14 protein-coding genes are annotated in these 22,963 nt (G+C 42.2%); 5 read left to right on the plus strand and 9 right to left on the minus strand.

What is annotated here, in order from left to right:
• Window positions 1-9 precede the first annotated feature (9 nt).
• From J2Y37_RS08665 to J2Y37_RS08690, 6 genes are all read right to left on the minus strand, one after another.
• Complete coding sequence (locus tag J2Y37_RS08665; RefSeq protein WP_004668396.1) at window positions 10-918, minus strand: ABC transporter permease; 909 nt, start codon at window positions 916-918, stop codon at window positions 10-12.
• 88 nt (window positions 919-1,006) lie between these two features.
• Window positions 1,007-2,386 carry a CmpA/NrtA family ABC transporter substrate-binding protein gene (locus tag J2Y37_RS08670; RefSeq protein WP_349032559.1) on the minus strand — a complete coding sequence of 460 codons (1,380 nt, stop codon included), beginning with the start codon at window positions 2,384-2,386 and terminating at the stop codon, window positions 1,007-1,009.
• 302 nt (window positions 2,387-2,688) lie between these two features.
• The gene (locus J2Y37_RS08675; RefSeq protein ID WP_349032560.1) at window positions 2,689-4,308 is read right to left on the minus strand and encodes an AarF/UbiB family protein; all 1,620 of its coding nucleotides are present in this window, start codon (window positions 4,306-4,308) and stop codon (window positions 2,689-2,691) included.
• A 12-nt stretch (window positions 4,309-4,320) separates the two neighbouring features.
• Window positions 4,321-5,001, minus strand: coding sequence for a hypothetical protein (locus J2Y37_RS08680; RefSeq protein WP_349032561.1), 681 nt, complete (start codon window positions 4,999-5,001; stop codon window positions 4,321-4,323).
• A gap of 24 nt (window positions 5,002-5,025) precedes the next feature.
• Window positions 5,026-5,967 carry a bifunctional demethylmenaquinone methyltransferase/2-methoxy-6-polyprenyl-1,4-benzoquinol methylase UbiE gene (ubiE, locus tag J2Y37_RS08685; RefSeq protein WP_004668404.1) on the minus strand — a complete coding sequence of 314 codons (942 nt, stop codon included), beginning with the start codon at window positions 5,965-5,967 and terminating at the stop codon, window positions 5,026-5,028.
• A 191-nt stretch (window positions 5,968-6,158) separates the two neighbouring features.
• Window positions 6,159-6,866: a hypothetical protein gene (locus J2Y37_RS08690; RefSeq protein WP_212749520.1), complete on the minus strand. Its 708-nt coding sequence runs from the start codon at window positions 6,864-6,866 to the stop codon at window positions 6,159-6,161.
• 206 nt (window positions 6,867-7,072) lie between these two features.
• Here J2Y37_RS08690 and J2Y37_RS08695 point away from each other — a divergent pair, with 206 nt between their 5' ends.
• On the plus strand, window positions 7,073-8,491 hold the full coding sequence (locus tag J2Y37_RS08695) for a polyphosphate:AMP phosphotransferase (RefSeq protein ID WP_349032562.1): 1,419 nt from the start codon (window positions 7,073-7,075) through the stop codon (window positions 8,489-8,491).
• Window positions 8,492-8,529: 38 nt separating this feature from the next.
• Here J2Y37_RS08695 and J2Y37_RS08700 read toward each other — a convergent pair whose 3' ends face one another.
• Together J2Y37_RS08700 and J2Y37_RS08705 are read right to left on the minus strand one after the other, a co-directional pair.
• On the minus strand, window positions 8,530-9,843 hold the full coding sequence (locus J2Y37_RS08700) for an MFS transporter (protein WP_349032563.1): 1,314 nt from the start codon (window positions 9,841-9,843) through the stop codon (window positions 8,530-8,532).
• A gap of 262 nt (window positions 9,844-10,105) precedes the next feature.
• Window positions 10,106-10,606, minus strand: a complete 501-nt coding sequence (locus J2Y37_RS08705; protein ID WP_241323337.1) for a hypothetical protein — start codon at window positions 10,604-10,606, stop codon at window positions 10,106-10,108.
• 489 nt (window positions 10,607-11,095) lie between these two features.
• On the opposite strand from J2Y37_RS08705, the gene J2Y37_RS08710 reads away from it, so the two are divergent.
• The 3 genes from J2Y37_RS08710 to recD all read left to right on the plus strand — a co-directional run bounded on the left by J2Y37_RS08710 (window position 11,096) and on the right by recD (window position 20,326).
• The gene (locus J2Y37_RS08710) at window positions 11,096-14,758 is read left to right on the plus strand and encodes an exodeoxyribonuclease V subunit gamma (protein WP_349032564.1); all 3,663 of its coding nucleotides are present in this window, start codon (window positions 11,096-11,098) and stop codon (window positions 14,756-14,758) included.
• A 3-nt stretch (window positions 14,759-14,761) separates the two neighbouring features.
• Complete coding sequence (locus tag J2Y37_RS08715; RefSeq protein ID WP_349032565.1) at window positions 14,762-18,475, plus strand: UvrD-helicase domain-containing protein; 3,714 nt, start codon at window positions 14,762-14,764, stop codon at window positions 18,473-18,475.
• Between the two features lie 99 nt (window positions 18,476-18,574).
• Window positions 18,575-20,326: an exodeoxyribonuclease V subunit alpha gene (gene recD, locus J2Y37_RS08720; RefSeq protein WP_349032566.1), complete on the plus strand. Its 1,752-nt coding sequence runs from the start codon at window positions 18,575-18,577 to the stop codon at window positions 20,324-20,326.
• A 705-nt stretch (window positions 20,327-21,031) separates the two neighbouring features.
• On the opposite strand, the gene J2Y37_RS08725 is transcribed toward recD, so the two are convergent.
• Complete coding sequence (locus tag J2Y37_RS08725; protein WP_349032567.1) at window positions 21,032-22,330, minus strand: serine hydrolase domain-containing protein; 1,299 nt, start codon at window positions 22,328-22,330, stop codon at window positions 21,032-21,034.
• A gap of 237 nt (window positions 22,331-22,567) precedes the next feature.
• On the opposite strand from J2Y37_RS08725, the gene rpsO reads away from it, so the two are divergent.
• Window positions 22,568-22,837, plus strand: a complete 270-nt coding sequence (gene rpsO, locus J2Y37_RS08730) for a 30S ribosomal protein S15 (protein WP_004668422.1) — start codon at window positions 22,568-22,570, stop codon at window positions 22,835-22,837.
• Window positions 22,838-22,963: the final 126 nt, after the last annotated feature.

The following is a 22,963-nucleotide window of genomic DNA, read 5'->3' on the forward strand; positions in this document are numbered from 1 at the left end:
TATTCCTTATTAGCGAGCGGCAAGAGATTTGTCCCAGCTAAAACGGTGTTGTAGCATGAGCATTATTCGATCAAGCGCAAAACCAATCAAACCAATGGTGATGACGGCAACGAAAATTCGTGAAGTTGATAGGCTGCTGCCATTTTGAAATTCATCCCAAACAAACTTACCTAAGCCTGGATTTTGGGCGAGCATTTCAGCCGCAATCAAGACCATCCAACCCACCCCAACAGATAGGCGTAAACCTGTAAATATCATTGGGATAACCGCAGGCAATACAATTTTGGTGAGGTGGGTGTACCAAGAGAGATTCAGTACTTTACTGACATTGATAAAGTCTTGGCTGATTTGTCCTACGCCGACCATGGTGTTAATCAGGGTAGGCCAGATGGTACACATCGCGACGGTAATGGCTGAAATGACAAATGATTTAGATAGCCCCTCGACTGGATTTACATATAAGGACGCGACCAATAAGCTCACGATCGGTAACCATGCCAGTGGGCTAATCGGTTTGAAAATCTGAATAAGTGGATTTAAAGCACGATAAAAATTAGGGCTTAGACCACAGAGCAAACCCACTGGAATGGCAATCATTGAGGAGATCAGGCAGGCGGTTAGCACCGTTTTTAAACTTGTCAGAATTTGATCAAAAAAAGTCGGAGGGCCACTAAATATGGCGGTCGATCCTTCGGGTAAATTGGCATAAAAGCTTTTTGCAGCTTCTCGCTGATTGAAAAACTCAGCCATTAGACCTTTAAAGGCATTAAATACTTCCACAGGGCCGGGTAGGTTGCCAATATTGGTTTGAATCTGTTGCGAAGCACCTTGCCAAACTCCTAAAAATACAAGAATCGCAATCATCGGCAAGATGACACTTAATACAGTGTGACGTGCTTTTGTTGATAGTTTTTTCATGAAAATTCCCCCTATAACATCAATATAATCTTGGCTGGATAAGTGAGCTTTTCAAATCAGGCATCACTTATCCCATGTTCGTAGAGAGTTATTTCAAACCAATTTTAAAGGATGCCAAGAACGCATTGGGTTGATTTGCATCAAAAGTAACACCATCCAAAGCGCTGGTTTCTGGTGCTTTGATATAAGTCGCGGTGCTGAGGTCAGGGAAATCTTCCGCTTTCATTTTGCCTTCAGCGATCAGTTCTTTTGCTGCTTGCGCATAGATTTCTGGTTGATAGGCTTTTTTTGCCATGTCTAAATACCATTGATCTGGCTTGGTTTCAGGGACATGTCCCCAACGACGCATTTGTGTTAACCACCACACTGCATCTGAATAATACGGAATGCCGTATTGACCTTTATAGAAGGTATTGAAATTTGGAACAGGGCGCTTATCACCTGCTTCAAATTCAAAGGTTCCTGTCATACTGTTGGCAATCACAGCTTCATCAGCACCGACATAGTTCGGTCTTGAAATGATTTTGACCGCTTCAGCACGATTGGCATTATTGTCTTGATCTAACCAGTAAGATGCGCGAATTAATGCTTTGACGACTTTTACTGTTGTTGTTGGGTTTTTCTCGGCAAAGTCTTTGGTCATCCCAAACACTTTATCTGCACCGTCTTTCCACATTTGATCAGAGGTGGCTACGGGAACGCCAATTTTTCTAAACACGGCTTGTTGGTTCCACGGTTCACCAACGCAATAGCCCATGGTCGTACCTGCTTCCATGGTGGCAACCATTTGTGGTGGGGGCACGACGGAGAGCATCACATCTGCACCTTTGTTGCCCGAAGTATCATTTGCGTCGTATACGCCCGGATTGACATCACCAGCAGCAAGCCAATAGCGCATCATGTAGTTATGTGTACCCACTGGAAATGTCATGCCCAAATTAAAGGGTTTACCCGCAGCTTTTGATTCATTTGCGGCCACTTTTAATGCTTCAGCACTAATGGGGTGCTTCGGCTTACCATTTTCCATGGTCAGGTTCGGCTTCATTTTCTGCCAGACTGAATTTGATACGGTGATTGCTGCACCATTATAAGAAAGCGTAAATGGGGTAATAATTTCTTTATTTCCAGTAATGCCTGTCATCGAGCCGAGTGGCATGGCTGCGAGCATATGCGCACCGTCTAATTCACCGCCAGCAACACGGTCATAGAGAACTTTCCAATTTGATTGTGCTTCGAGTTGCACATTTAATCCTTCATCTTGGAAATAGCCTTTTTCATGGGCAATTGCTAAAGGCACCATATCGGTGAGTTTAATAAATCCAAGTTTGAGATTGGTTTTTTCAGCCTCGGTTGCTGTGTTTGAAGATGCATTCGTTGCAGTTTCAGGTTTTTTACCACATCCGCTCAGCGATAATACCGCGGCAGTCATACACATCATTAAACATGTTGATTTGACTAAATGTGACATAATCGTTAGACCCCTATTCAGATTGTCTCTTGGCCATCAGCCAGATGATTTATGCTGATCAATATTTTATTTATGCGAGCGAGAGGTGAGAGAGGGGCTGTATAAAGCATACAAAAAGATGACAACGCCCTTCCACCACTCAATCCATATGTAATTTATGGAGCAAGCAGTTTTACGAGCGTCATTGGCCGTGAATTAAAAAATCATCTTTGATTTTTATAATTATGAAGTAGCAACTTGTATGCCAAATAATCAAATGATGAAAATTAATGTTGCAGTGAGGGTGTTGGTAAATATTTAGCTTATTTAACCACCCGCCAAAATGCGAGAAGTCCACTCAGTACGATTAAGACAACTGAGATTAACCACGGGCTAATAATCGCAATGGTGAGCAAAATCAACATACTACTGCCGAACATCCAACTGCGGCGCTGTTGCTGTTGCATTTGTAAGCGCATTTGTTGGATTTCTTTGAGCTGTTTGTCATGCCATGCGGATTGGTTTTTTAAACCATTTAGACTATCAATAAGTAGGCTCGGTAAATCTTGAGCGCCCAATAATAGGTCGGGAATCTGCTGACCAAGCTCTTTCATATTTTTGACTGGATTCATATTGGCTTTGACCCATTCCGTCAGAATCGGTTTGGCCAGCTTCCAGATGTCGAGTTGAGGATAAAGATCTGTACCTAAACCCTCAACGTGAACCAGTGTTTTGAGGAGCAACATCAACTGCGGTGGAATTTCCAAATGGAAACGACGCGCAATGTCCATGACTTGAATCAAAATCCCTGCGAAGTCGAGCTGATCCATTGGTTTAGAGACCATTGGTCCAACGGTGCGGCGCATCTCACGAGACAATGCATCTTGATCGGTACCCGGTGGAATCCAGCCTGCCTGATGCACGATTTGAACCAACTGCATAAAGTTGCTGTTCATCACCGCAAGTAACATTCGCGCAATCGTCATTTGATCATGTTTTGACAACTCCCCCATGATCGCGCAGTCCAACGCGATAAAGCGAGGGTTGTCTGGGTTAATTGTTTCAACAAAGACATTACCTGGATGCATGTCGGCGTGGAAAAAGTTGTCACGGAACACTTGGGTAAAGAAAATGGTTAAGCCTTTTTCTGCCAGATCAGCACGATCCATGCCTAAACGGTCAAAGGTCGCGATATCAGAAATCGGTACGCCTGTGATGCGCTCAGCCACCATCACCTCTTTACTGTCCATATAGACTTCAGGCACATACATCATGCTTGAACCAGTAAAGTAATGGCGCATACGACGGGTGTTGTCAGCTTCAAGACTGAGATCAAGTTCATTTAAAATGATTTGACGGTAATCCTGAATAATTTCAGATAAATGTAGGGCGCGTGCAGCTTCTAAACGATTTTCCAACCAATCCCCGAGCCAAGCGAGGATTTCAAAGTCTTGTAAAATCTGATTACGGATATCAGGACGAGTGACTTTAACCACCACTTCACGACCGTCATGCAGTGCGGCAGTATGTACTTGTGCAATCGATGCCGCCGCAAGTGGTTGTTCATCAAAACGAGAGAACAAGGTGGAAACATCTGCTTTTAATGATTCCTGAATCCGTTGTTTTGCCAGTTGTACATCAAACGGTTTAACCTGATCTTGCAATAACACCAATTGCGATAAAATTTCAGGTGGAATCAGATCACGACGAGTAGAGAGGAGTTGCCCCAACTTAATCGTCAAAGGCCCCATATCTTCTAAGGCTTCTTTGAGCTTGAGCGGATTTTTTTTCTCGCGACTTGACCATGCGGCAGGATGCATTTTGATTACATTTAAGGCATGGCGTGCTTTGGCTGGTAATTCTTCCGCAGGGAACAAGGTGTCAAGGCGGTAGTGTGCTGCTATACGCCAGAGTTCGAGTAACCGTGTAACATGCGGAATCATATAAAATCTTACCTAGTCTTGAGAGGATTGTTTTTGTGGGTTGAAAGAAGCCTGTAATTGCTGAAACTTGGCTTCTAAGCGATCTAACGCTTGATTGAATTGGCGTGTTTCTCGATTGAGGTCGTCCATTTGCCAACGCGGGGCAAATATCCCGCTGTCTTCTTTTAGAGCATCTTCAACAAAGAATAAATGACTTTGCAATGAACGTTTTAACTGTTCTGGCGCACGCTGAATTTTACCGAGTTCATGTGCCAGTTGTGGGCCAATCCAAGGTGATAAATGCGCAGCGAGATCAGGCTCAGCTTGCTGCATAATTCTTTGAATATCTTGTAATAAGTGATAATCGCCTTGTAGTGGGATATTGCCAATTTGATCCATATCACTGAATAACAATTTGACTAACGCCACTACGTTTTCAACATGTAGGGTTGCTGTTGCATCACTAATCTTATTCTGAGAATCAAAAGGTCGTTGTTCAAAGATGGATGGTGCTTGGCTCTGTCCTGTCACCGTCGGTTCCAGTCGAACTTTATTTTCATCAAAAAACACATCAACAGAGAGTTGGGGACTATCGATCACCACTCGCAATAATTGACCTTGTAATTGATTGAGTTGAACGCGTGTAATCGCATCCAAATCAATCACATGATGAATGAGTCGTTCGACTGCACCGAGTGCTAAAATCGACCACATTGCGAATTCCTTAAAATCTGAACCTTACAGTTTGAATCCACGGTGAACAGCCACGATACCACCGGTTAAGTTGTGGTAGTCACAGCTTTGGAAGCCTGCATTTTCCATCATCCCTTTTAAGGTGCGTTGGTCAGGATGCATACGGATCGATTCAGCGAGGTATTTATAACTTTCAGCATCATTCGCGACCAATTTACCCATGATCGGGAGCGCCGTGAATGAATAAAAGTCGTATAGTTTCGAGAAAGGTTCAAATACAGGTTTTGAAAACTCAAGTACCAATAAACGACCGCCTGGCTTAAGGACACGATACATCGCCTGTAAGGCAGCATCTTTATCGGTCACGTTACGTAAACCAAAACTGATCGTGAGTAAATCGAAGCTATTGTCTGCAAATGGCTCTAATGTTTCTGCATTGGCAAGCACAAAATCAACGTTGGTACAGCCCGCATCAATCAGACGATCACGACCCACATTTAACATGGATTCATTGATATCTGAAAGTACCACATGGCCCTGCGGACCTACTTCGCGACTAAACACTTTCGCAAGGTCACCTGTACCGCCTGCGATATCTAATACATGCTGTCCACGACGAACACCAGACATATTAATGGCAAAGCGTTTCCAAAGGCGGTGGATACCGAATGACATGAGGTCATTCATGATGTCGTATTTGCTCGCAACCGAATGAAAGACTTCTGCAACTTTTTGTGCTTTATCATCACTACTTACGGTTTGATAACCGAAGTGAGTCGTCTCACCGACATTTCCTGTATTTGCACCACGCGGTAAGTTGTATTTCGGTACTGAACCCGTCGGTGTTGATGTTAGACCTTGTTGTAATGTTTGTTGCTGACCTTGGGGGGTGCCTTGCGGAAGGGGTGAGCTTAGGAATGGGCTGACTTTGTCTGAACTTGGTTTTTGCTCAACTTCTGGGGTGGGCTGTTGGTTTTCGTTAGACATTGTTTTCTCCTAAACTTTCGTTCTAGCGGCACGAATCAGCATGCATGATGACAGATTTTGTAATTTTTTACAGGCTTTGACATGTAATTGTTATGAATAATATACAGAAACTCATTTTCTCAAAAGGGTTTTTATTTTGAATTATGTTGAGACAAATCTCCCTCTTATGGAAGAGGGAGGGCGTATGTTATTTATACTTGAAATGGAGCAGGATCCCCAGCATGAACTTTATCAATAATTTCACGCTCTTTTTCAGTAAACGCCTGAATAAAAACCGCAGCAGATTTTAAGGGTTTCATTGCAGCAAAACCTTCTTGAATGAATTCGTACATCCCTTCAAATTGATATTTTTTGGCAATGCCTTTGCACATCTTAAAAGCAGCGTACATCATGGTAGAACGCATATATTTGTCTAAGGTTACGCCCAACTCATCGAGGAGTTGTAATTGTTCATAACGCGCTTCACCTTGATCAAGTTTGACCAATGTCTGGCGCATGATTTCATCGGTTATCGGTGTGTCTAAAGGGTAGTCTTGTAAGAGTTGGATTGCGACTTGCTCATCCAAACGTGTTGCAAGTACTGCCAGACTAACTGACTTTGTGCCCGTTTTAATGGCATTTTCAGGAAGTAGACTTTCCGCTTTGTGGGCATATTTCAGTAAGCGTTCGATTTGCTGTGCCATAGCATCAAAATCAGGGCCACCATATAAGCGATTTAAGAAATATTGCGCCATTAACTGATTTTCAGGCTGAGCAAAGAAATCTTGATGCGTTGCCGCAATGCGTGCTTTCATCCATGCTTGTGCATCATGTAGGCGTTGGGCAATCGCTGGATCTTGGTGGTAATTCAAATTTTGATATTGTAATAAAAGATCATCAAATGCAGCGAGTTTTGACATATTCGCACTCAAAGAAAATAAAATCATGAAATCATAGGCTGCATGATACCCAAGAACCATGACAACATAAACGCTAAATGTTTAACAATTGGTCACTACAAAGCTCCATTTATTTTATTCTACAGAAATTGTACATTTGTTTTTTTAAAGTCTATTCCAGTTATGACTATACTCAATTTTAATAAATCATACACTTAGAGCAAAAAATGAGTGAACAACAACCCGTATTTGAATTACGTGATGAAGATGAGCTTTCTTTAGATTTGATTGAGGCACAGTACGCATTAAAACAAAGCCAAGATCAAAAAAATGCAAAAAGTGTGTTAGTGCTGGTCAGTGGTATTGAACTGGCAGGCAAGGGCGAAGCGGTTAAACAGTTAAGAGAGTGGGTCGACCCGCGTTATCTCCGTGTTAAAGCGGATGCGCCGCAACGTATGTCAAATAGCCAAGCATTTTGGCAATCGTATACGCGCTTTATACCTGCTGAAGGTCAAATCGTGGTGATGTTTGGCAATTGGTATAGTGATTTACTTGCAACCGTAATGCAGGATGCCAAGGCTTTGGATGACAAAGCATTTGATCGTTATGTCGAAAAAATGCGGGCATTTGAGCATGATTTACAACAGAACCATGTGCATGTGATTAAAGTTTGGTTTGATCTGTCTTGGAAAGCCTTGCAAAAACGTTTGGATCAAGTAGATCCATCTGAACAGCATTGGCATAAACTGCATGGGTTGGATTGGCGCAATAAAAAGCAATACGAGACTTTGCAAAGCTTCAGTCAACGTTTTACTGAGGATTGGTTTATCATCGATGGCGAAGATGAAAAACGCCGAGATCAATGTTTTGCTCAGTATGTTTTACAGACTTTGCAAGCCTTGCCAGAACATCAAACATCCGCAGCAAAAACATGGCAGCAGGCCGAGATTCCTCAACAATTGATACAACCAGAGCAGCAAGTTTTAGAAAAAGAACGCTATAAAGATGAGTTGAATGAGCTGACCAAAAAAGTTGCTGAAGCATTACGTTGTGATGAACGTAAAGTGATTATTGCGTTTGAGGGAATTGATGCAGCAGGTAAAGGCGGTGCGATTAAGCGGATCGTGAAAAAGTTAGATCCGCGTGAATATGAAATTCATAGCATTGCCGCGCCTGAGCGCTACGAATTGCGCCGTCCTTATCTTTGGCGCTTTTGGAATCGACTCAATGACAGTGGCAAAATCACTATTTTTGATCGGACATGGTATGGCCGTGTGTTGGTGGAGCGTGTTGAAGGATTTGCATGTATACCTGAATGGCAACGTGCTTATGATGAGATCAATCGTTTTGAACAGAACTTAATTGATAGTCAAACCGTCATTGTTAAGATTTGGCTGGCGATTAGCAAAGATGAACAAGCATTACGCTTTAAAGAACGGGAACAGACACCGCATAAACGTTTTAAGATCACAGAAGAAGACTGGCGTAACCGTGAAAAATGGGATGATTATTTAAACGCAGCCGCGGATATGTTTGAACGGACCAGTAGCAAAGATGCCCCGTGGCACATCATTGCGACCAATGATAAATATAGTGCACGTATTGAGGTATTGAAGGCGATATTAAAACAACTGAGCGTAGATTAAGCGCTCAGTTGTTTATTGACCTTGGAAACTTCAGTCGATTAAGTCTGTTGAACCAAACCCGCATCTATTGAAGATGGTTTAGCGGTAACATTTTTATGCTGGCGGAACACAATCAGTGTGGCAATCAGACTAATGATGGCGGCAAACATCAGCCAAAATGCAGGCATACTTTTGCTACCAGTTTCTTGCACGAGATAGGTTGCGATCATGGGGGTTAAGCCACCAAAAACTGAAGTTGCTAAGCTATAGGCGACGGAGAAACCCGCGATACGCACTGAGCTTGGCATCATTTCGGTGAGTGAAACCACCAACGCACCATTGTAGAAACTATAGAGTAGCGATAACCACAACAGTGCCATCAACATATGCGCAAGACTAATGTCATGTGCTAACCAGTTGAGCAACGGATAGGCGCTGATAAAAATCAACACAGTTGTGATGATCAAAAGTGGTTTTCGACCAAACTTATCTGAGAGATGACCACCAATCGGTAATAGAAGAAAGTTGCTGGTACCGACCATGACGGTTGCGATTAAACTTTCGGTACTGCTTAAATGCAGCACTTCCTTGCCGTAGGTCGGTGTATATACCGTAATAAAATAAAACATGGTGGTGGTAGTCGCGACCATGCACATACCCACCAGTACAATTTTCCAGTTTGCAGCGAGTGTCGCCATAATCTGTCGCGTGCTTGGATGCTCTTTACGTGAAGCAAAGGCTTCTGTTTCTTGCAAAGATTTTCGTAACCAGAAAATGAACGGAATAATGGCGCAACCGACAAAAAACGGAATGCGCCATGCCCAAGCATCAACTTGTGCTTTGGTAAATGCTAAGCTGACCAGATAACCCAATGTTGCAGCAAAAATAACAGCGACTTGTTGGCTGGCGGATTGCCAACTGGTAATAAAACCACGGTTATGTGGCTCAGCAATCTCCGATAAATAGACAGACACGCCACCGAGTTCGACACCTGCGGAAAAGCCTTGAGCCAACCGACCAGCGAAAATTAAAACCGTGGCTGCAAATCCAATACTGGCATAACCTGGGGTCAGCGCGATTAGCAAAGAACCTGCGGCCATGATGCTCAACGTGACCATTAAGCCTTTACGTCTTCCAATTCGATCAACGTATGGACCAAGAACCAAAGCACCGATCGGACGCATTAAAAAACTCACTGCGAAGACCAGAAAGGTTTTCATCAGTGCAGCATAGCTACTATCGGAGTGGAAAAAGGTTTGACCTATGGCTTGTGCATAAAGCCCAAAAAGGAAGAAATCATATTGTTCGAGAAAATTCCCGCTGGTGACATTAAAAATTGCACGTATTTTTGACGTTGTTTGTCCGTGTTGCACAACGACTCTCCATCATTCATTTGTCATCGTGTGATGGAGCATAAAAATACAATCTTGATCTAAACTTAAAAAATTAAGTGAATATTAACGCTTCTGTTGTTTTTATGTAGTGCAGTGTTTCCCTGCGAGACGAGTCATCTTACAGGGAACAAAAGACCTCTTCCATCATAATTCACACCCACTGTGTAGTTCTCTCACTGGGAGAAACAAAAGGGATTGATGAAAGAGGTCTAAATCAATATTGTAATGCGGAGAAATTTATTTAGTTAAGTGTAAGGCTTTTTTGTTGAATACGTTTGGCTAGGTTATAGCAGTCTTCGATATGCAGTTCGGTGATTTTTTTCATCATAAAATACCCTAAACTTGCTGCAATAATTTGTCCGCCTAGAGGAATAAATTTGGTCACTTGTTTGGTGGCGATTTTGGCAAAGAAACCATTAAAGGATTTTTTCATGGCAGTGCGTGCGACAAGGAATCCTGAAAACTCAAAACCACGTTTACGTAATTCATTCCAATGGATTTTTTTAGTTTCTGGGTCATAGACGCTGATATGTTCAGGTGCTAGACCAAAGCGAGAGTTAATATCTGGAATGACTTGGGTCAGCATGCTCAAGTCAACCACAACATCAAAAAATGGAATGGGTATAATCGCTGCACCTGCCGAATAATAAGCGGTTTTTTTTGTACGTTCTAAGCATTCTTTACGGATTTGTTCCAAATTTAAACTTGGGTCAATAAAGTCAGGCGTTTTTTCAATTTTCATAAAGTGATACCTAAGTCTATCCTTTGAATATGGGATTTTTTGGGGTGTATGTATAAATAGTCAACAATACTTTATTCAACCTTATTCAATAACAGTTTTCAAAACAATTTTTATATTTCATTGTTTGATTAACGTGACATAGTTCTACAAGCTTGTATAGTAGGGTTTGTTGGCATTTCAGCCATGCCTTGCGTTATTGACTAAAACAACTCAAACAAGGCATGAAACGCAGGCAATGGCGAAACCCTTGTCAAGGTTCATAACGAAGTTTGAGGCGGTTTTAGTTATAACCCTGCGGGACAGGGATATTTTTTACGCTACTACGTTATGCCTTATTCATTTAGAATGGCTAAATCTCATAAGTCATGCCTTGTATCGTATAAAAATATCCTCTGTCGCAAGCATCTGTGAAATATCAACAAACCCTAACGATTATGTACGATTTTGTGCATGTGAAATGGTGCTTTTTTGATGAGGTTGTATTAACGCATGGCGATTCATGTTATTCAAAGTCAACGCCTTGAAGTATTATTGCAAGGCGTGATGGCATCCATCACTCAACCAAGCGCCACGCCATTTCAAGTGTTTAAAACGCAACACTTTATCGTCCCTAGTCCTGCTCAAGAACAATGGTTAACGCAGAAAATCGCAGAGCAACAGGGCATGACTGCAAATTATCAATTCCATCAAAGAATCCGTGGTTTCCAATGGTATGCCTACCAACAAGTTCTCGATGATAAAGAGAAGGTGCGTAAAGCCAATATTCCGCGCTTGATTTTAAAATGGCGAATACATCAAGCTTTGCAACCCTTTATTCAAGCAGATCAAATCAGCTTGGCGGTGGAACATCCTCTCTATTCAATCGTACAGCGTATCTATGACAGTGCCGATCAGTTGCAACAAGGCACAGAAAAACAGCTTAAAAAGCAAAGTATGTTGTATTGGGTAGCCGAACAGGTTTCACAGTTATTTAATAACTATATGATTTACCGTGGTTATTGCCAGCGCGATTGTCAACAAAATTGTACTTGTTCGAGTAATTGGTTGTCGACTTGGGGACAAAATCAAACGCTCGATATTGAAAATTTGATTTCTCACTCAGATCAGCAAATTTCGGCTTTTACGCTCAATCAGACCCAGCAATTAGAAGCATGGCAACGTTGGTTATGGCACAACTATTTTCATGCTGACTTTTTGGAAATGCAAAGTATTGATGCTGATTTCTGGAAACTTCTGGACAATCAGCAGACAAGATCACAGGCTTTGGCTCAACTTCCGAATCAGGTCATCGTTTTCACGCTTTTAGATCTTCCACCTAGCCAATTACAGTTCCTACGTCGTTTAGGGCAATACCTTGAAGTCTTGATTTTGTACTATAACCCGTCACAGGAATATTGGGCGGATAGTGTCGATCCACTTTGGAAGCAGCGCTATGATCTCGGAGTAAAAGAACGTTTCATTGTGAAGAATCCAAAAGCGACGGATGCGCAAATTGCCGCGTTTTTTGAAAGCTTTAGCTTGGGTTTTAATGCCTTAAATCGCGAATCTCGTCATCCTTTATTGACTCGTTTAGGCAAACAGGCGCGAGATCATTTTTCGCTATTATCGCAACTGGCGACAGGGGAAGAGGGCAATTGGGTTGATGCATTTGAAGATTACTTTCCAGATAGCTTACTTGGTCAAATCCAGTCGGATATTTTCTATTTGGCTGAACCTATAGCTCAACAATATGAATTAGCACCTGATGATGAATCGATCCAATTTCATGTCTGTCATTCCAGTTTGCGACAGCTTGAAGTATTAAAAGATCAGTTGGCGCATTGGTTATCTCAAGCGGACACCATGCCTCGTCGTCCAAGTGATGTGCTGATTTTGACCCCAAACCTAGCAGAGCTTGAGCCTTTAATTCGTAGTGTTTTTCCTGCTGTTCCCAATGAGCATGATGTATTTTTACCGATCAAAATAGCAGGGGTCGCACAGTTAGATGCGTTGAATGCATGGCGGGCGGTGTTAGGTCGTTTGCAGTTGACCCAAGGGCGGTTTACGCAGGATGAGTTTGCCGACTGGTTGAATCTAGCGGCAACACAACAACGTTATGGTCTAGATTATAGTCAAGTGCAACGGATGTTAGCGTTGCTCAGTGATGCTGGTTTCAAACGTGGTTTGGACGCGGAACATTTAAAACAGAGTCTCACTGAGGCTGATCAAGACTATCGTTATAGTTTTAAATTTGCTTTAGACCGTTTGGCTTTAGGGATTGCTGTGCCTGCACATGTGATGGTGCAACAGACCTTGAGTTATGCGTTGGTACAGCCGAGTGACTTTGAGTTAATTGGTATTTTGATTCAGATTTATCAAGACTTCGCTGCTCGACGAGACTGGTTAACGGTGCATAATCAAGGTCAGCGTTTGCCTGTGGAAACATGGCTAACACGGATCAAGGCAGATGTTCAGGAGTTTGAACAGGCCGATGTGACGGCTTTAAAAGCCGTCCGAGAAATCGTGCAAAAGCAAGAGCGTATGCTGACCTTGGCCAGTTATTATGACGATGCCGAAACCCAGTTGCGTCAAATTTCATTGCCACTGCCTTATATCATTGAAGAAATACAACGCACTTTAGAAAGTCAATCGGCACAAGTTGAGCCGACTGGACAGATTACTTTTAGCCAGATCGGACAGATTCGCCCGATTCCTTATCGCTTAATTGTGTTGTTGAATTTAGATACAGGAAAATTCCCAAATCGGGACAGCCATATTCCATTTGATTTGATGGATGCATTACGCCAACAGTTAGGTGATCGTTCCCGTTTGGAAGATGATCAAGGTGCATTTTTGGATGCAGTGTTGTTGGCGCAAGAGCAATTATGGCTATTCTATAATGGCTTTGATATTAATGATGGCGAAGTCAGAGAGCCTTCGAGTGTGTTGCAAGGTTTTCGAGATCATTTGGCTTTGATTGTGAAAGCCCCTCTCTCTAAATCTCTCCCAGATGGAGAGACTTCCTTTGATTCTTTTGGGGAGGGCTATGAAAAACTCCAGATCCCTGCTCAGCTTTACCCGCTTTATTATCTGCATCGCTTACAACCTTTTGATCCACTGGGTTTTATCGCGGAGCGTCCTGTTCGTTATCAAGACCAGTGGTTTAAAGTGGCTTCACACATTCAACAAGTCAAAGGTGAGCGACAGGCATGGGCGAATACCCCTTATCCAGTTGAAAACAATGAAATGACGATTTTGGATAGCCGACAATGGATTCAGGATGTGACTTTTCCAGCGCGACTGTATTTAAAAACTTTGGGCGTGGAAAACCTCAGTGCAACAGAATTAGTTGATCAAAGTGAACCTTTGTTATTAGATGGTTTAGGCAAATATGCGATTCGACATTTTCTCCAGCAGCAAGATGTTCCGCAGCACAACCAAATGCTATCCCCCAGTATTTTGCAAGATCAACTCCCTGTGGGAAAAGTGCAGCAAAGTGCATGGCAACAAAGTTGTTTAGAGCAACAACGATTGCTTGAGCGATTGCAGCAATATGCCCCAACGCCAACAGAAACCACACAACGTGTTTGGCGCATCTCGAAACAACTCCAGATGAGCTGTATTAGCCCTAAACAAATGACGCAGGATTGGGTCAGTTTGGATGCATCCAGTGCGCGCGCAAAACGTCTGGCCAAAGTTTGGTTGGAATATTTACTTTGGTTGACGATATTGAATCATGACTCGACAACTGAGAAACGCCGTATCGTGGTGTTTAGTGATCAAACCGTGATTTGTGAGGGATTAAGTTCTCAGCAAGCGCAGCAGTATTTACACGCATGGTTACAGCTTTGGCAAACTGCCCAGCAGCAGCCTATCGTTTTACCTGCGGCACTGATTTTAAAACCACTTGAAAAAGCCAAACATCTGGAATGGACTGAACAGAATGACCAACATCATTTAACGGAAGACAGTCAAAAACAAGTATTGAAAGATTGGAACGATACGGGTGATTTTTCTGGTTTTGATATGAGCCAAAATGAAGCTTGTAAACTGCATCGAGATTGGCAATTTATTCTACAAGAACAAGATGCAGCCGCACTATTACAATATGCCTGTAATCATTATAGCTATGCGCTGTATCAACCAATTTTTGAATATTTACGGGTGGAGTAAGACATGCATTCAAAATATCCTGTGTCTTATCAACCGATTGGTGATATTCAATTCGAAGGTCTGCATCTGATTGAAGCTTCGGCAGGTACAGGGAAAACCTATACCTTATCAAGCTTGATGGTTCGGATTTTATTAGAAAAATATCTGCCCAATCAGGTGATTGCGACGACATTTACCCGTGCTGCTGCCGCAGAACTCAAAAGCCGCATTCGTGCACGTTTGGTTGAGATTCATCAATATTTAGAACCCTTACGCACGCGATTAGATGCCGATATTTACAAACTTGCAGCGCAAGAATCCGATCCGCTTAAACAGCATATTTTACAAACATTTGCACCGCGTATTGCCTATGCTTGTGAGCGTTTAAAACTTGTCATTGATCAGTTGGATGAATTATTCGTTGGTACATTGGATAGTTTTAGCCAAAAGCTGTTAAGAGAATTTGCTTTTGAAAGTGGCAAGATTGAACGTGCGCAGATTACCGAAGATGCGAAAAGTTATACCCGCCAGTTGATTCATGATGTGTTACGAGAATGGATTCAATCACAGCCTCAACAGGTGATTGATGCCTTGTATAGCGTGGGCGGACTGAAAAGTGTCGATCATTTTGTTGGGATGGTGGAAAGCTCGCTGAATTTTAGCTCAGCTCAGTTTAAGTTGCCTGAAATGCCCGAAATTGAGCTGGCGCAGCTACAACAATGGCAACAACAAGCACAGCAAATTGAACTTAGTACTTTGGCTGAATATTTTAATTTAGACGGCGCTTATTATTCTCATATTAATGGCACGTCTTTCCGTAACAATGCTTTTAATAAATTATTTTGCGAAGCGTTACCACAGCTATTAAAAGCCCTCTCGGATACCGAGAATGTACAAGTGTTTGATGCCTATTTTGCCGATGCACGAGAGGCTGTATTTAAGTTTTTAGATAAGCTCGACCACCAGAAGATTTTTAAAAAATGCCCTGCGGAGATTGCAGAGGGTTTTTACCAACATCCGACCATTTTACAACTTCAAAAACTTTGCCAATCGCTACAGCAAACACAGCAGCAGTTCGAACAGTTGCAGGTTTATTTAAAAGCCTATTTGTGTCTCGAAGTGAAGAAGCGTTTACCCCAAGTATTGCAGCAAAAAGGTGAAACTACTTTTGCTCAGCAAATCAAAACCCTATCAGAAGCCTTAAAAGGTGAGCAAGGTCAACGTTTTGCGGTGTTTGTACAGGCACGTTACCCGTTGATTTTGGTGGATGAATTTCAGGATACCAACCAAGATCAAGATGATATGTTGGCCAGTATCTGGCGGCATCCACAGCGCTATCAAAAAGGTTGCATGATTATGGTCGGAGACCGTAAGCAAGCGATTTATGGTTTCCGTGGTGGCGATATGCTGACTTTCCTGAATGCCTACCAAGATATTATGGCAAAGCAGGGGCGTGAGTATAAATTGATTCATAACCACCGTTCGGTCAAAGAATTAGTCGAGGTGGTGGATGTATTGTTTCAGCGACACATGGATTTTGGTGAGCAGGTACTTTATGACCCAATTCAGGCAGGTTCACGTCCTCATCCTGCTCTGATTGAAAATGAGCACATCAATCCTGCACCTTTACGTTGGTTACAGCTTCAGGATGGCAATGAACAAGCAACCCAAGTGGCTTGGAAAATTCAGAGCTTACTCAATCAAGCCCATTTGCAGCAATTGTACTTAGAAGGTGATGGTCGAAAATCCATTTGTGAAGATGATATTGCGGTGCTTTCACGTAGCCACCGTCAATTGGATGAAGTGCAATATGTATTGCAGCGCTTGGGCATTCGGGTCAATCGACCATCAAAACGCAGTGTTTTTGATTCAGCGATTGCGCAGGATGTGGGAGCGTTGCTAACCACTTTGCTTCATCCTTATGATGAAGCAAAGTTAAAACGCGCTTTATTGAGCCGTTTATTTGGTTTTGATCTCACTCGATTATTGGTACTTGAACAAAGTGTGGAAGGACTGAGCCATTATATTCAGCAGTTCGATGAGATCCGTGAAATGTGGTCGAATCAAGGTTTTTTATCTGCATGGCAACGCTGCTTAAATCAGTTTGGTATCTGGCAGCAATTGGTGGCAACTCAAAGCAAAGATAATGAACGCGCTGTGGTGAATTTGCGTCATCTTAGCGATATTTTGAGTCAGCACAGTGAACATGTGCAAGGTATACAGAACCTGTATCACTGGTATTTAAAACAACTGCATTCACCCAGCGATCGCGAGTGGGAATTGGAGCAAAAGCTTTCTAGCGAAGCGGGTGTACAGTTGATGACTATTCATCAATCCAAAGGTTTGGAATTTAAAATCGTCTTCTTACTCGGAGCGAACAAAGCATTTTCTGAAATGCAGAAGACTTTAAATTTCTCAACGACTGAAATTCAAGTACCCGAGACTGGACAGACACGCACCCAGCGTGTGGTGGCGATCGCCGATAAAAACTTCTTACAACAAATTGAATTGGATCAACATCAGCAACGTGCGCAAGCTGAACAAAATCGTTTATGGTATGTGGCGCTGACGCGAGCCAGTCATCGTGTTTATGCGGTATTTGAGCCTGAAAAGGGCGATAAAAATAAACGTTCAGGTTTGGCGTTTTGGAAGAATCAAGGTGAAAGCTTCCAATATCCTTATAGTGCCGATGAGCGCTTGATCTTAGATCGTCCACAAGCGTTGCAGACTCAGCAAGCCCAACAGGAAATCATTGTATCTGCACAGCCTTTACCCGAGCAGCGTTTTTATGCTCGGGCTAAAACCAGCTTTAGTTATTTGGCACAGCATCTCAAACACAAAGCCAATCGTGTTGATCGGCTTGCCAATGCGGATCAAGCTTTTGAACAAGCCGAGGATGAATTAAATCTACAACTTACGACGAACGCAGTAAGCGCTGAGCCGATTGCTTGGATTAAACAATATTTTCCGAAAGGGACGTTGGCAGGGAATTTCCTGCATGAAATCTTTGAACAGATTGATTTTCAACATCCTGAAACATGGAAAGAAGAAATTCGCCGTCGTTTTAAAAATACTTATCAAAGCTTATGGTTAGATTTACTGAGTCAATATCAACAACATTTTCCAGAACAGGACAATGCCGAACAACAATTATATCAATGGATGGCTGTGTGGTTACGTGAAGTATTGGCAACACCTCTGAATCAAGGCTTTCAATTAAAACAATTGACGACAGGGCAATATCTTTCAGAATGCCCATTCTATTTGGCCTTGTCTGATCGTGTCCTTGCTATGCAGCGAGTGCAACAACTATTTGAAGAATACGACATTCACATGCCTGAGTTGCTTGAAGCCAAATCAGCGAGGTACCTCAATGGTTCGATTGACTTGGTGTATTTTGATGGGCAGCGTTACCATATTGCCGATTATAAAAGTAATTACTTAGGCAGTGATCAGGTGGATTATCAAGCGATTCAGATTGCTGAAAGTATGTCGCTGTCGAGCTATTGGCTACAAGCGGCATTATATTTGGTGGCATTGCATCGTTATTTGCAGGTGAAATTGCAGAACTACGATATGCAGCAGCATTTAGGCGGTGCGTCGTATCTGTATTTACGGGGTATGAACGGACAAGCACAGCAGGGCTATTTCTACTGGAAACCTGAGGACGAATTTATCCTACGTTTAGATGCAATTCTTGGGTATTTTACTGAAGATAAATCTGGAAAAATGGTGTAGATAAAGTGAATGATTTTAAATTAAACAAAAACTTATTTTGTGGATAAGTCTGTTTATAAACTTGTGGACAAGCGTGTGGGTAAGTTTGAGGATAACTCTGTGGACAAACAAATCAGTAATCAGTCGGAAGCTTTACCTTGGCTCAATACGTGGAGTCGTTATCTCTCACAAGCCCCATTTTCTCAATCTGCACAAGCAGTTAGCGCCTCAGTTATCTTGCAACAACTGGTTGAAGCGAGCTTGCAAGGCGACAGTTGTATTGAAACAGATTCAACACAGCTTGAAGCTTTGGGTGATTTGGCTGTAAGCAGCGAAATCGCAGCGATTCAAGTTGCCCCATGCGTCTATGATCAGCAGGGCTTGGCATTATACCGATATTGGAACTTAGAACAACGCCTCGCTGATCAGATTTGTCGATTAAAGCGACAAACGACTCAGGCAATGGATATTTCCAGCTATCAACTCCTATTGAATGATGAATATCAACAAGCGGCGTTGAAAATGGTAATGCAACAATGGCTCAGCATTATTACTGGTGGGCCAGGTACAGGTAAGACCTATACCTTGGCTAGAATTATTGCGGCGCTCAATCAGATAATTCCTGATATTCGTATTGCCATGGCTGCACCGACAGGTAAAGCGGCGCAACGGATGCAAGAGGCACTGCAAAACTCATTTAATGACCCCAAACTGCTTGAATCAGGTTTGGTCACCGATGAATTACGTCATCAAAACACGCAGACACTGCATCGTTTACTCGGTCTAGGGCATCAGCAGATTCCTCGCTTTCACGCCAAACAACCTTTGCCATATGATGTCATCGTGGTCGATGAAGCATCGATGCTGGATCTCAATCTCGCTACTTTATTGTTTGAAGCAGTGCCTGATTCATGTCGGATTATTTTATTGGGTGATGCCAATCAATTGGCTTCGGTCGATGTCGGTTCAGTTTTGGCAGATTTACAACAAGTTGAAGCCTTGACCGAAAATCGAGTACAACTGAAAAATAGTCGCCGTTTCTCTGATGAAGCCAAAATTGGACAGTTGGCACGGTTTATCCAAGCACAGCAAGATCAAATAGAACATCACGCTGTACTGCCCAAACTTGAATCGGAAATAGTAGTGCCTTCAAGCTTGCAAGCCATTGCACTGTCAGAGGGCATGCCAGACCTGATTCAACTGGAATATTTGCCACAACAACCTGATTTTGAGGTTGAACCGTATCAACAAAAATTGATGTATGGTTTTCAGGGCTATGTGGATGCGTTAAAAAATTATCTACAAGCGATTGACCCTGAAGATGAAATAGAACGAGTCATTCAGTCTTTTGATGATTATCGGATTTTAGCCGCGGTACGCCATGGCGCTTTGGGTATAGAACAACTGAATCGTTATGCAGAACAATGGTTGAATCAACAACTTAAACAGATTGCAATCGGGGATTGGTACGTGGGTCGTCCTGTGATGATGACGTATAACGACTACCAACTTGGGATTTCCAATGGCGATATTGGAATTTGCTTTAAACACCGTAGCCAATCGCAGCAATTTGAGGTATTTTTTCCGAGTTTAAATAAATGGATTGCTGCACATCGGTTGCCTCGAAATATGCAAACGGCTTTCGCTCTGACTATTCATAAATCACAAGGTTCTGAGTTTAGTCATACGGCAGTGGTACTTGATCAAGCAGCGGAAAAACTGCTGAGCCAAGAGTTGATTTATACGGCGATTACTCGTGCTAAAAAAGTGGTGACACTTTTGGCCGATCCAAATGCGTTATTACAAGCACTTACAATTCGAACGGTTCGTCGTAGTGGTTTAGTACAAAAGATCAATTTGGGTGGATTGTGAACTTATACTTCAAAGTTCACAACTTTGTAAGAAAATGCTTACAAGGATTCAAGCAATTGGCGCTAGAGCTATCTGTGTGTTTTTGAGATTATGGACACACAAAGAGCCTAGTAGGGAAAACTAGGTAAATCGCAAAAATATAATAATAACGTCGTGATGACAGCGAACTTACAGTGAAGTAAGTGATAAAAGAGGAAACTTACAGCCGCTAAGCCTTGTAGTTTTGGGAGAGACTACAGGGCTTTTTTATTTTTACAAATAAAAGCCTAAAAATAGTGACCTTTAATATTGGTTGATTTCAAAGCGTGAACATTCACACTTTGATGGATTTTGCTGTTTAAGTGAAACAGAATCGACCCGTTTGATACTTCAATAAATCGTTTTGTTCCCCCACTTCATTGTTAGACAGTTATTTTTAATTATTAAGTTAATTGTTATACAGAATCGTACGTTTTAACTTACAAGGAGATAAGAGAAATGCTATTTTTCTCCACAATTGGTTGTGACAGAATGATCAGTATAAAGAGAAGAAAATTCTTTTCAGTTATATAAGAAAAATGATGTGTGAATCTCATTCAGAGGGTTTGAATGATCGTAAATAAAAAGATAAATAACAAAAATAAATGAAAATGAAAACAATAAAAATTAAGCGCAAAGCCCAAGCTAAAACTTGGGCTTTTTTGTATGGATTTGAATGTTAAACCGCTACACCAAATCATTTTCCGTACGATCAGTTGCAAACAATGAGCGACGTTGATTTTTTGGGATTTTTGGACAATTGGTTGAGATTTGATAGAGGGTTTTTGCCAGAGCAGGTAAATGTGTTCCGACGACAGATTTCCCAGTCGTTAAAAGCGAGACACTGATATCACGCTCAGGATCAGCCCAGCATAAAATGTTAGAGAAACCGATATGTCCAAAGGCTTGTCCAGTCATCGGGCCAAATAAGCCAATTGGGTTACTGCCGAGCATAGGACCTAAAGCATAACGCATCGGTGCAAGTAAGGTGCGATCTAAACTGATCCCTGATGTTGGTAGCGTCGAACGAAAAACCGTTTTGGCACTCATAATTTGTTTGCCCTGATATTCACCACCACTCAACAACATTTCAAAGAAACGACCTGCTTGTTCAGCACTGGTATAGATATTTCCTGCGGGGCAAATCGTATCCATAAACCGAGTATCGTTGGTGACATCAACTGCAAGCTGCAAACCACCGCCCAATACACGATGTAGATAATGATCTGTGCCCAAGCTTGGATGAATGCCTGTTGCGTAGTTGAGCGCGGCATCGGCACGATATTCAGGTTTTAGACCATAGTTAAAGTAGTCCAAGCCCATCGGTTTTTCTATATTTTCTGCCAAAAACTCACGAACGCTTTGACCTGTCACCCTCTGTACAATTTCACCTAAAATGTAGCCAGCGGTGACGGCGTGATAGGCCAGATGCGTGCCTGAAGGGGATACCGGTTTGGCTGCACACAGCAGCTTTAAGATTTCTTCTTGATTAAACAGCAGTTCTGGTGTGACTTCACTGTCAATACGAGGAATGCCGCCGCGGTGGGAGAGTAAATGAAAAAGGGTCGCACGACGTTTCCCATTTACGCCATATTCAGGAATATAGTAGCTAATCGGATCAAGTAAATTTAGATCACCGCGTTCATCTAACATATGGATCAGCATGGCGGTGACCATTTTAGATGCTGAAAATAAGCAAACAGGTGTATCAGGTGTCCCGACTTTGGCATCGGCGGCTAAGCCATCAGGCGAGTTGCCTTGAGCATGACCAATACTACGGTTAATTAGAATCTGTCCTTTTCGACGTAGACACAAGGTAATCAGTGGATAGTTACCTGTTTTGTACAAGTGTTCGACACTGTTCCAAATTTTTCCAATCTGAGCATCGGTCATTCCCCCGAGTTCAGCAGCAACTTCATCTTTAGAGCGAATGACTTGATTTAAATCATGGGGTACATAACAGGTATTGGTTGATAAAATTTTCACGATTCCCTCGCATTTTTTCGTTTTTCTTTCATTTCTGTCATAAATTGAAAACAGAACTCAGCTAGTGTGCATCTTTTTATACGGGCTGTCAGCTGCCGAAATGCCCGTGTCGTTAAAACATTTTTGCAATATAGTCAGAGATCACTTAAAATAGCCAACTTGCTGTAGTGATGCACGGCAGTCAGTTCTTAGAACTGATCAATATCATTTATTTTTTAAGCATCTCGGAGAAATCGAATGGCTTTAACAAACGCAGATCGCGCAGAGATCATCGCTAAATTTGCTCGTGCTGAAAACGACACTGGTTCACCAGAAGTACAAGTTGCTTTATTGTCTGCTCAAATCAATGATTTACAGAGCCACTTTAAAGAACACAAACACGACCACCATAGTCGTCGTGGTTTGATTCGTATGGTTAACCAACGTCGTAAACTTCTTGACTATTTAAATGGTAAAGATCACGGTCGTTATGTTGCTTTGATCGGCGAACTAGGTTTACGTCGTTAATTCGATTTGGCTTTGTTTTCGGTATTTCGCATGTCACAGTGCTTTATCGCTGAGAAGAAAGTTTCACCTAATCTATCTTAGGTGATTTTATAGAAGGGGCGCATGTTCGCTCCTTCTTTGTGTTTA

Origin of the sequence: Acinetobacter sp. 3657, from assembly GCF_031456775.1 — a bacterium.
Taxonomy (GTDB): Bacteria; Pseudomonadota; Gammaproteobacteria; order Pseudomonadales; family Moraxellaceae; genus Acinetobacter.

Excerpts from the sequence above, each read along its gene's own strand:
- J2Y37_RS08665 (WP_004668396.1), bottom strand. The coding sequence starts at position 918 with ATGAAAAAACTATCAACAAAAGCACGTCACACTGTATTAAGTGTCATC.
- J2Y37_RS08675 (WP_349032560.1), bottom strand. The coding sequence starts at position 4,308 with ATGATTCCGCATGTTACACGGTTACTCGAACTCTGGCGTATAGCAGCA.
- J2Y37_RS08715 (WP_349032565.1), top strand. The coding sequence starts at position 14,762 with ATGCATTCAAAATATCCTGTGTCTTATCAACCGATTGGTGATATTCAA.
- J2Y37_RS08710 (WP_349032564.1), top strand. The coding sequence starts at position 11,096 with ATGGCGATTCATGTTATTCAAAGTCAACGCCTTGAAGTATTATTGCAA.
- J2Y37_RS08695 (WP_349032562.1), top strand. The coding sequence starts at position 7,073 with ATGAGTGAACAACAACCCGTATTTGAATTACGTGATGAAGATGAGCTT.
- ubiE (WP_004668404.1), bottom strand. The coding sequence starts at position 5,967 with ATGTCTAACGAAAACCAACAGCCCACCCCAGAAGTTGAGCAAAAACCA.
- J2Y37_RS08705 (WP_241323337.1), bottom strand. The coding sequence starts at position 10,606 with ATGAAAATTGAAAAAACGCCTGACTTTATTGACCCAAGTTTAAATTTG.
- J2Y37_RS08690 (WP_212749520.1), bottom strand. The coding sequence starts at position 6,866 with ATGTCAAAACTCGCTGCATTTGATGATCTTTTATTACAATATCAAAAT.
- J2Y37_RS08680 (WP_349032561.1), bottom strand. The coding sequence starts at position 5,001 with ATGTGGTCGATTTTAGCACTCGGTGCAGTCGAACGACTCATTCATCAT.
- J2Y37_RS08670 (WP_349032559.1), bottom strand. The coding sequence starts at position 2,386 with ATGTCACATTTAGTCAAATCAACATGTTTAATGATGTGTATGACTGCC.
- rpsO (WP_004668422.1), top strand. The coding sequence starts at position 22,568 with ATGGCTTTAACAAACGCAGATCGCGCAGAGATCATCGCTAAATTTGCT.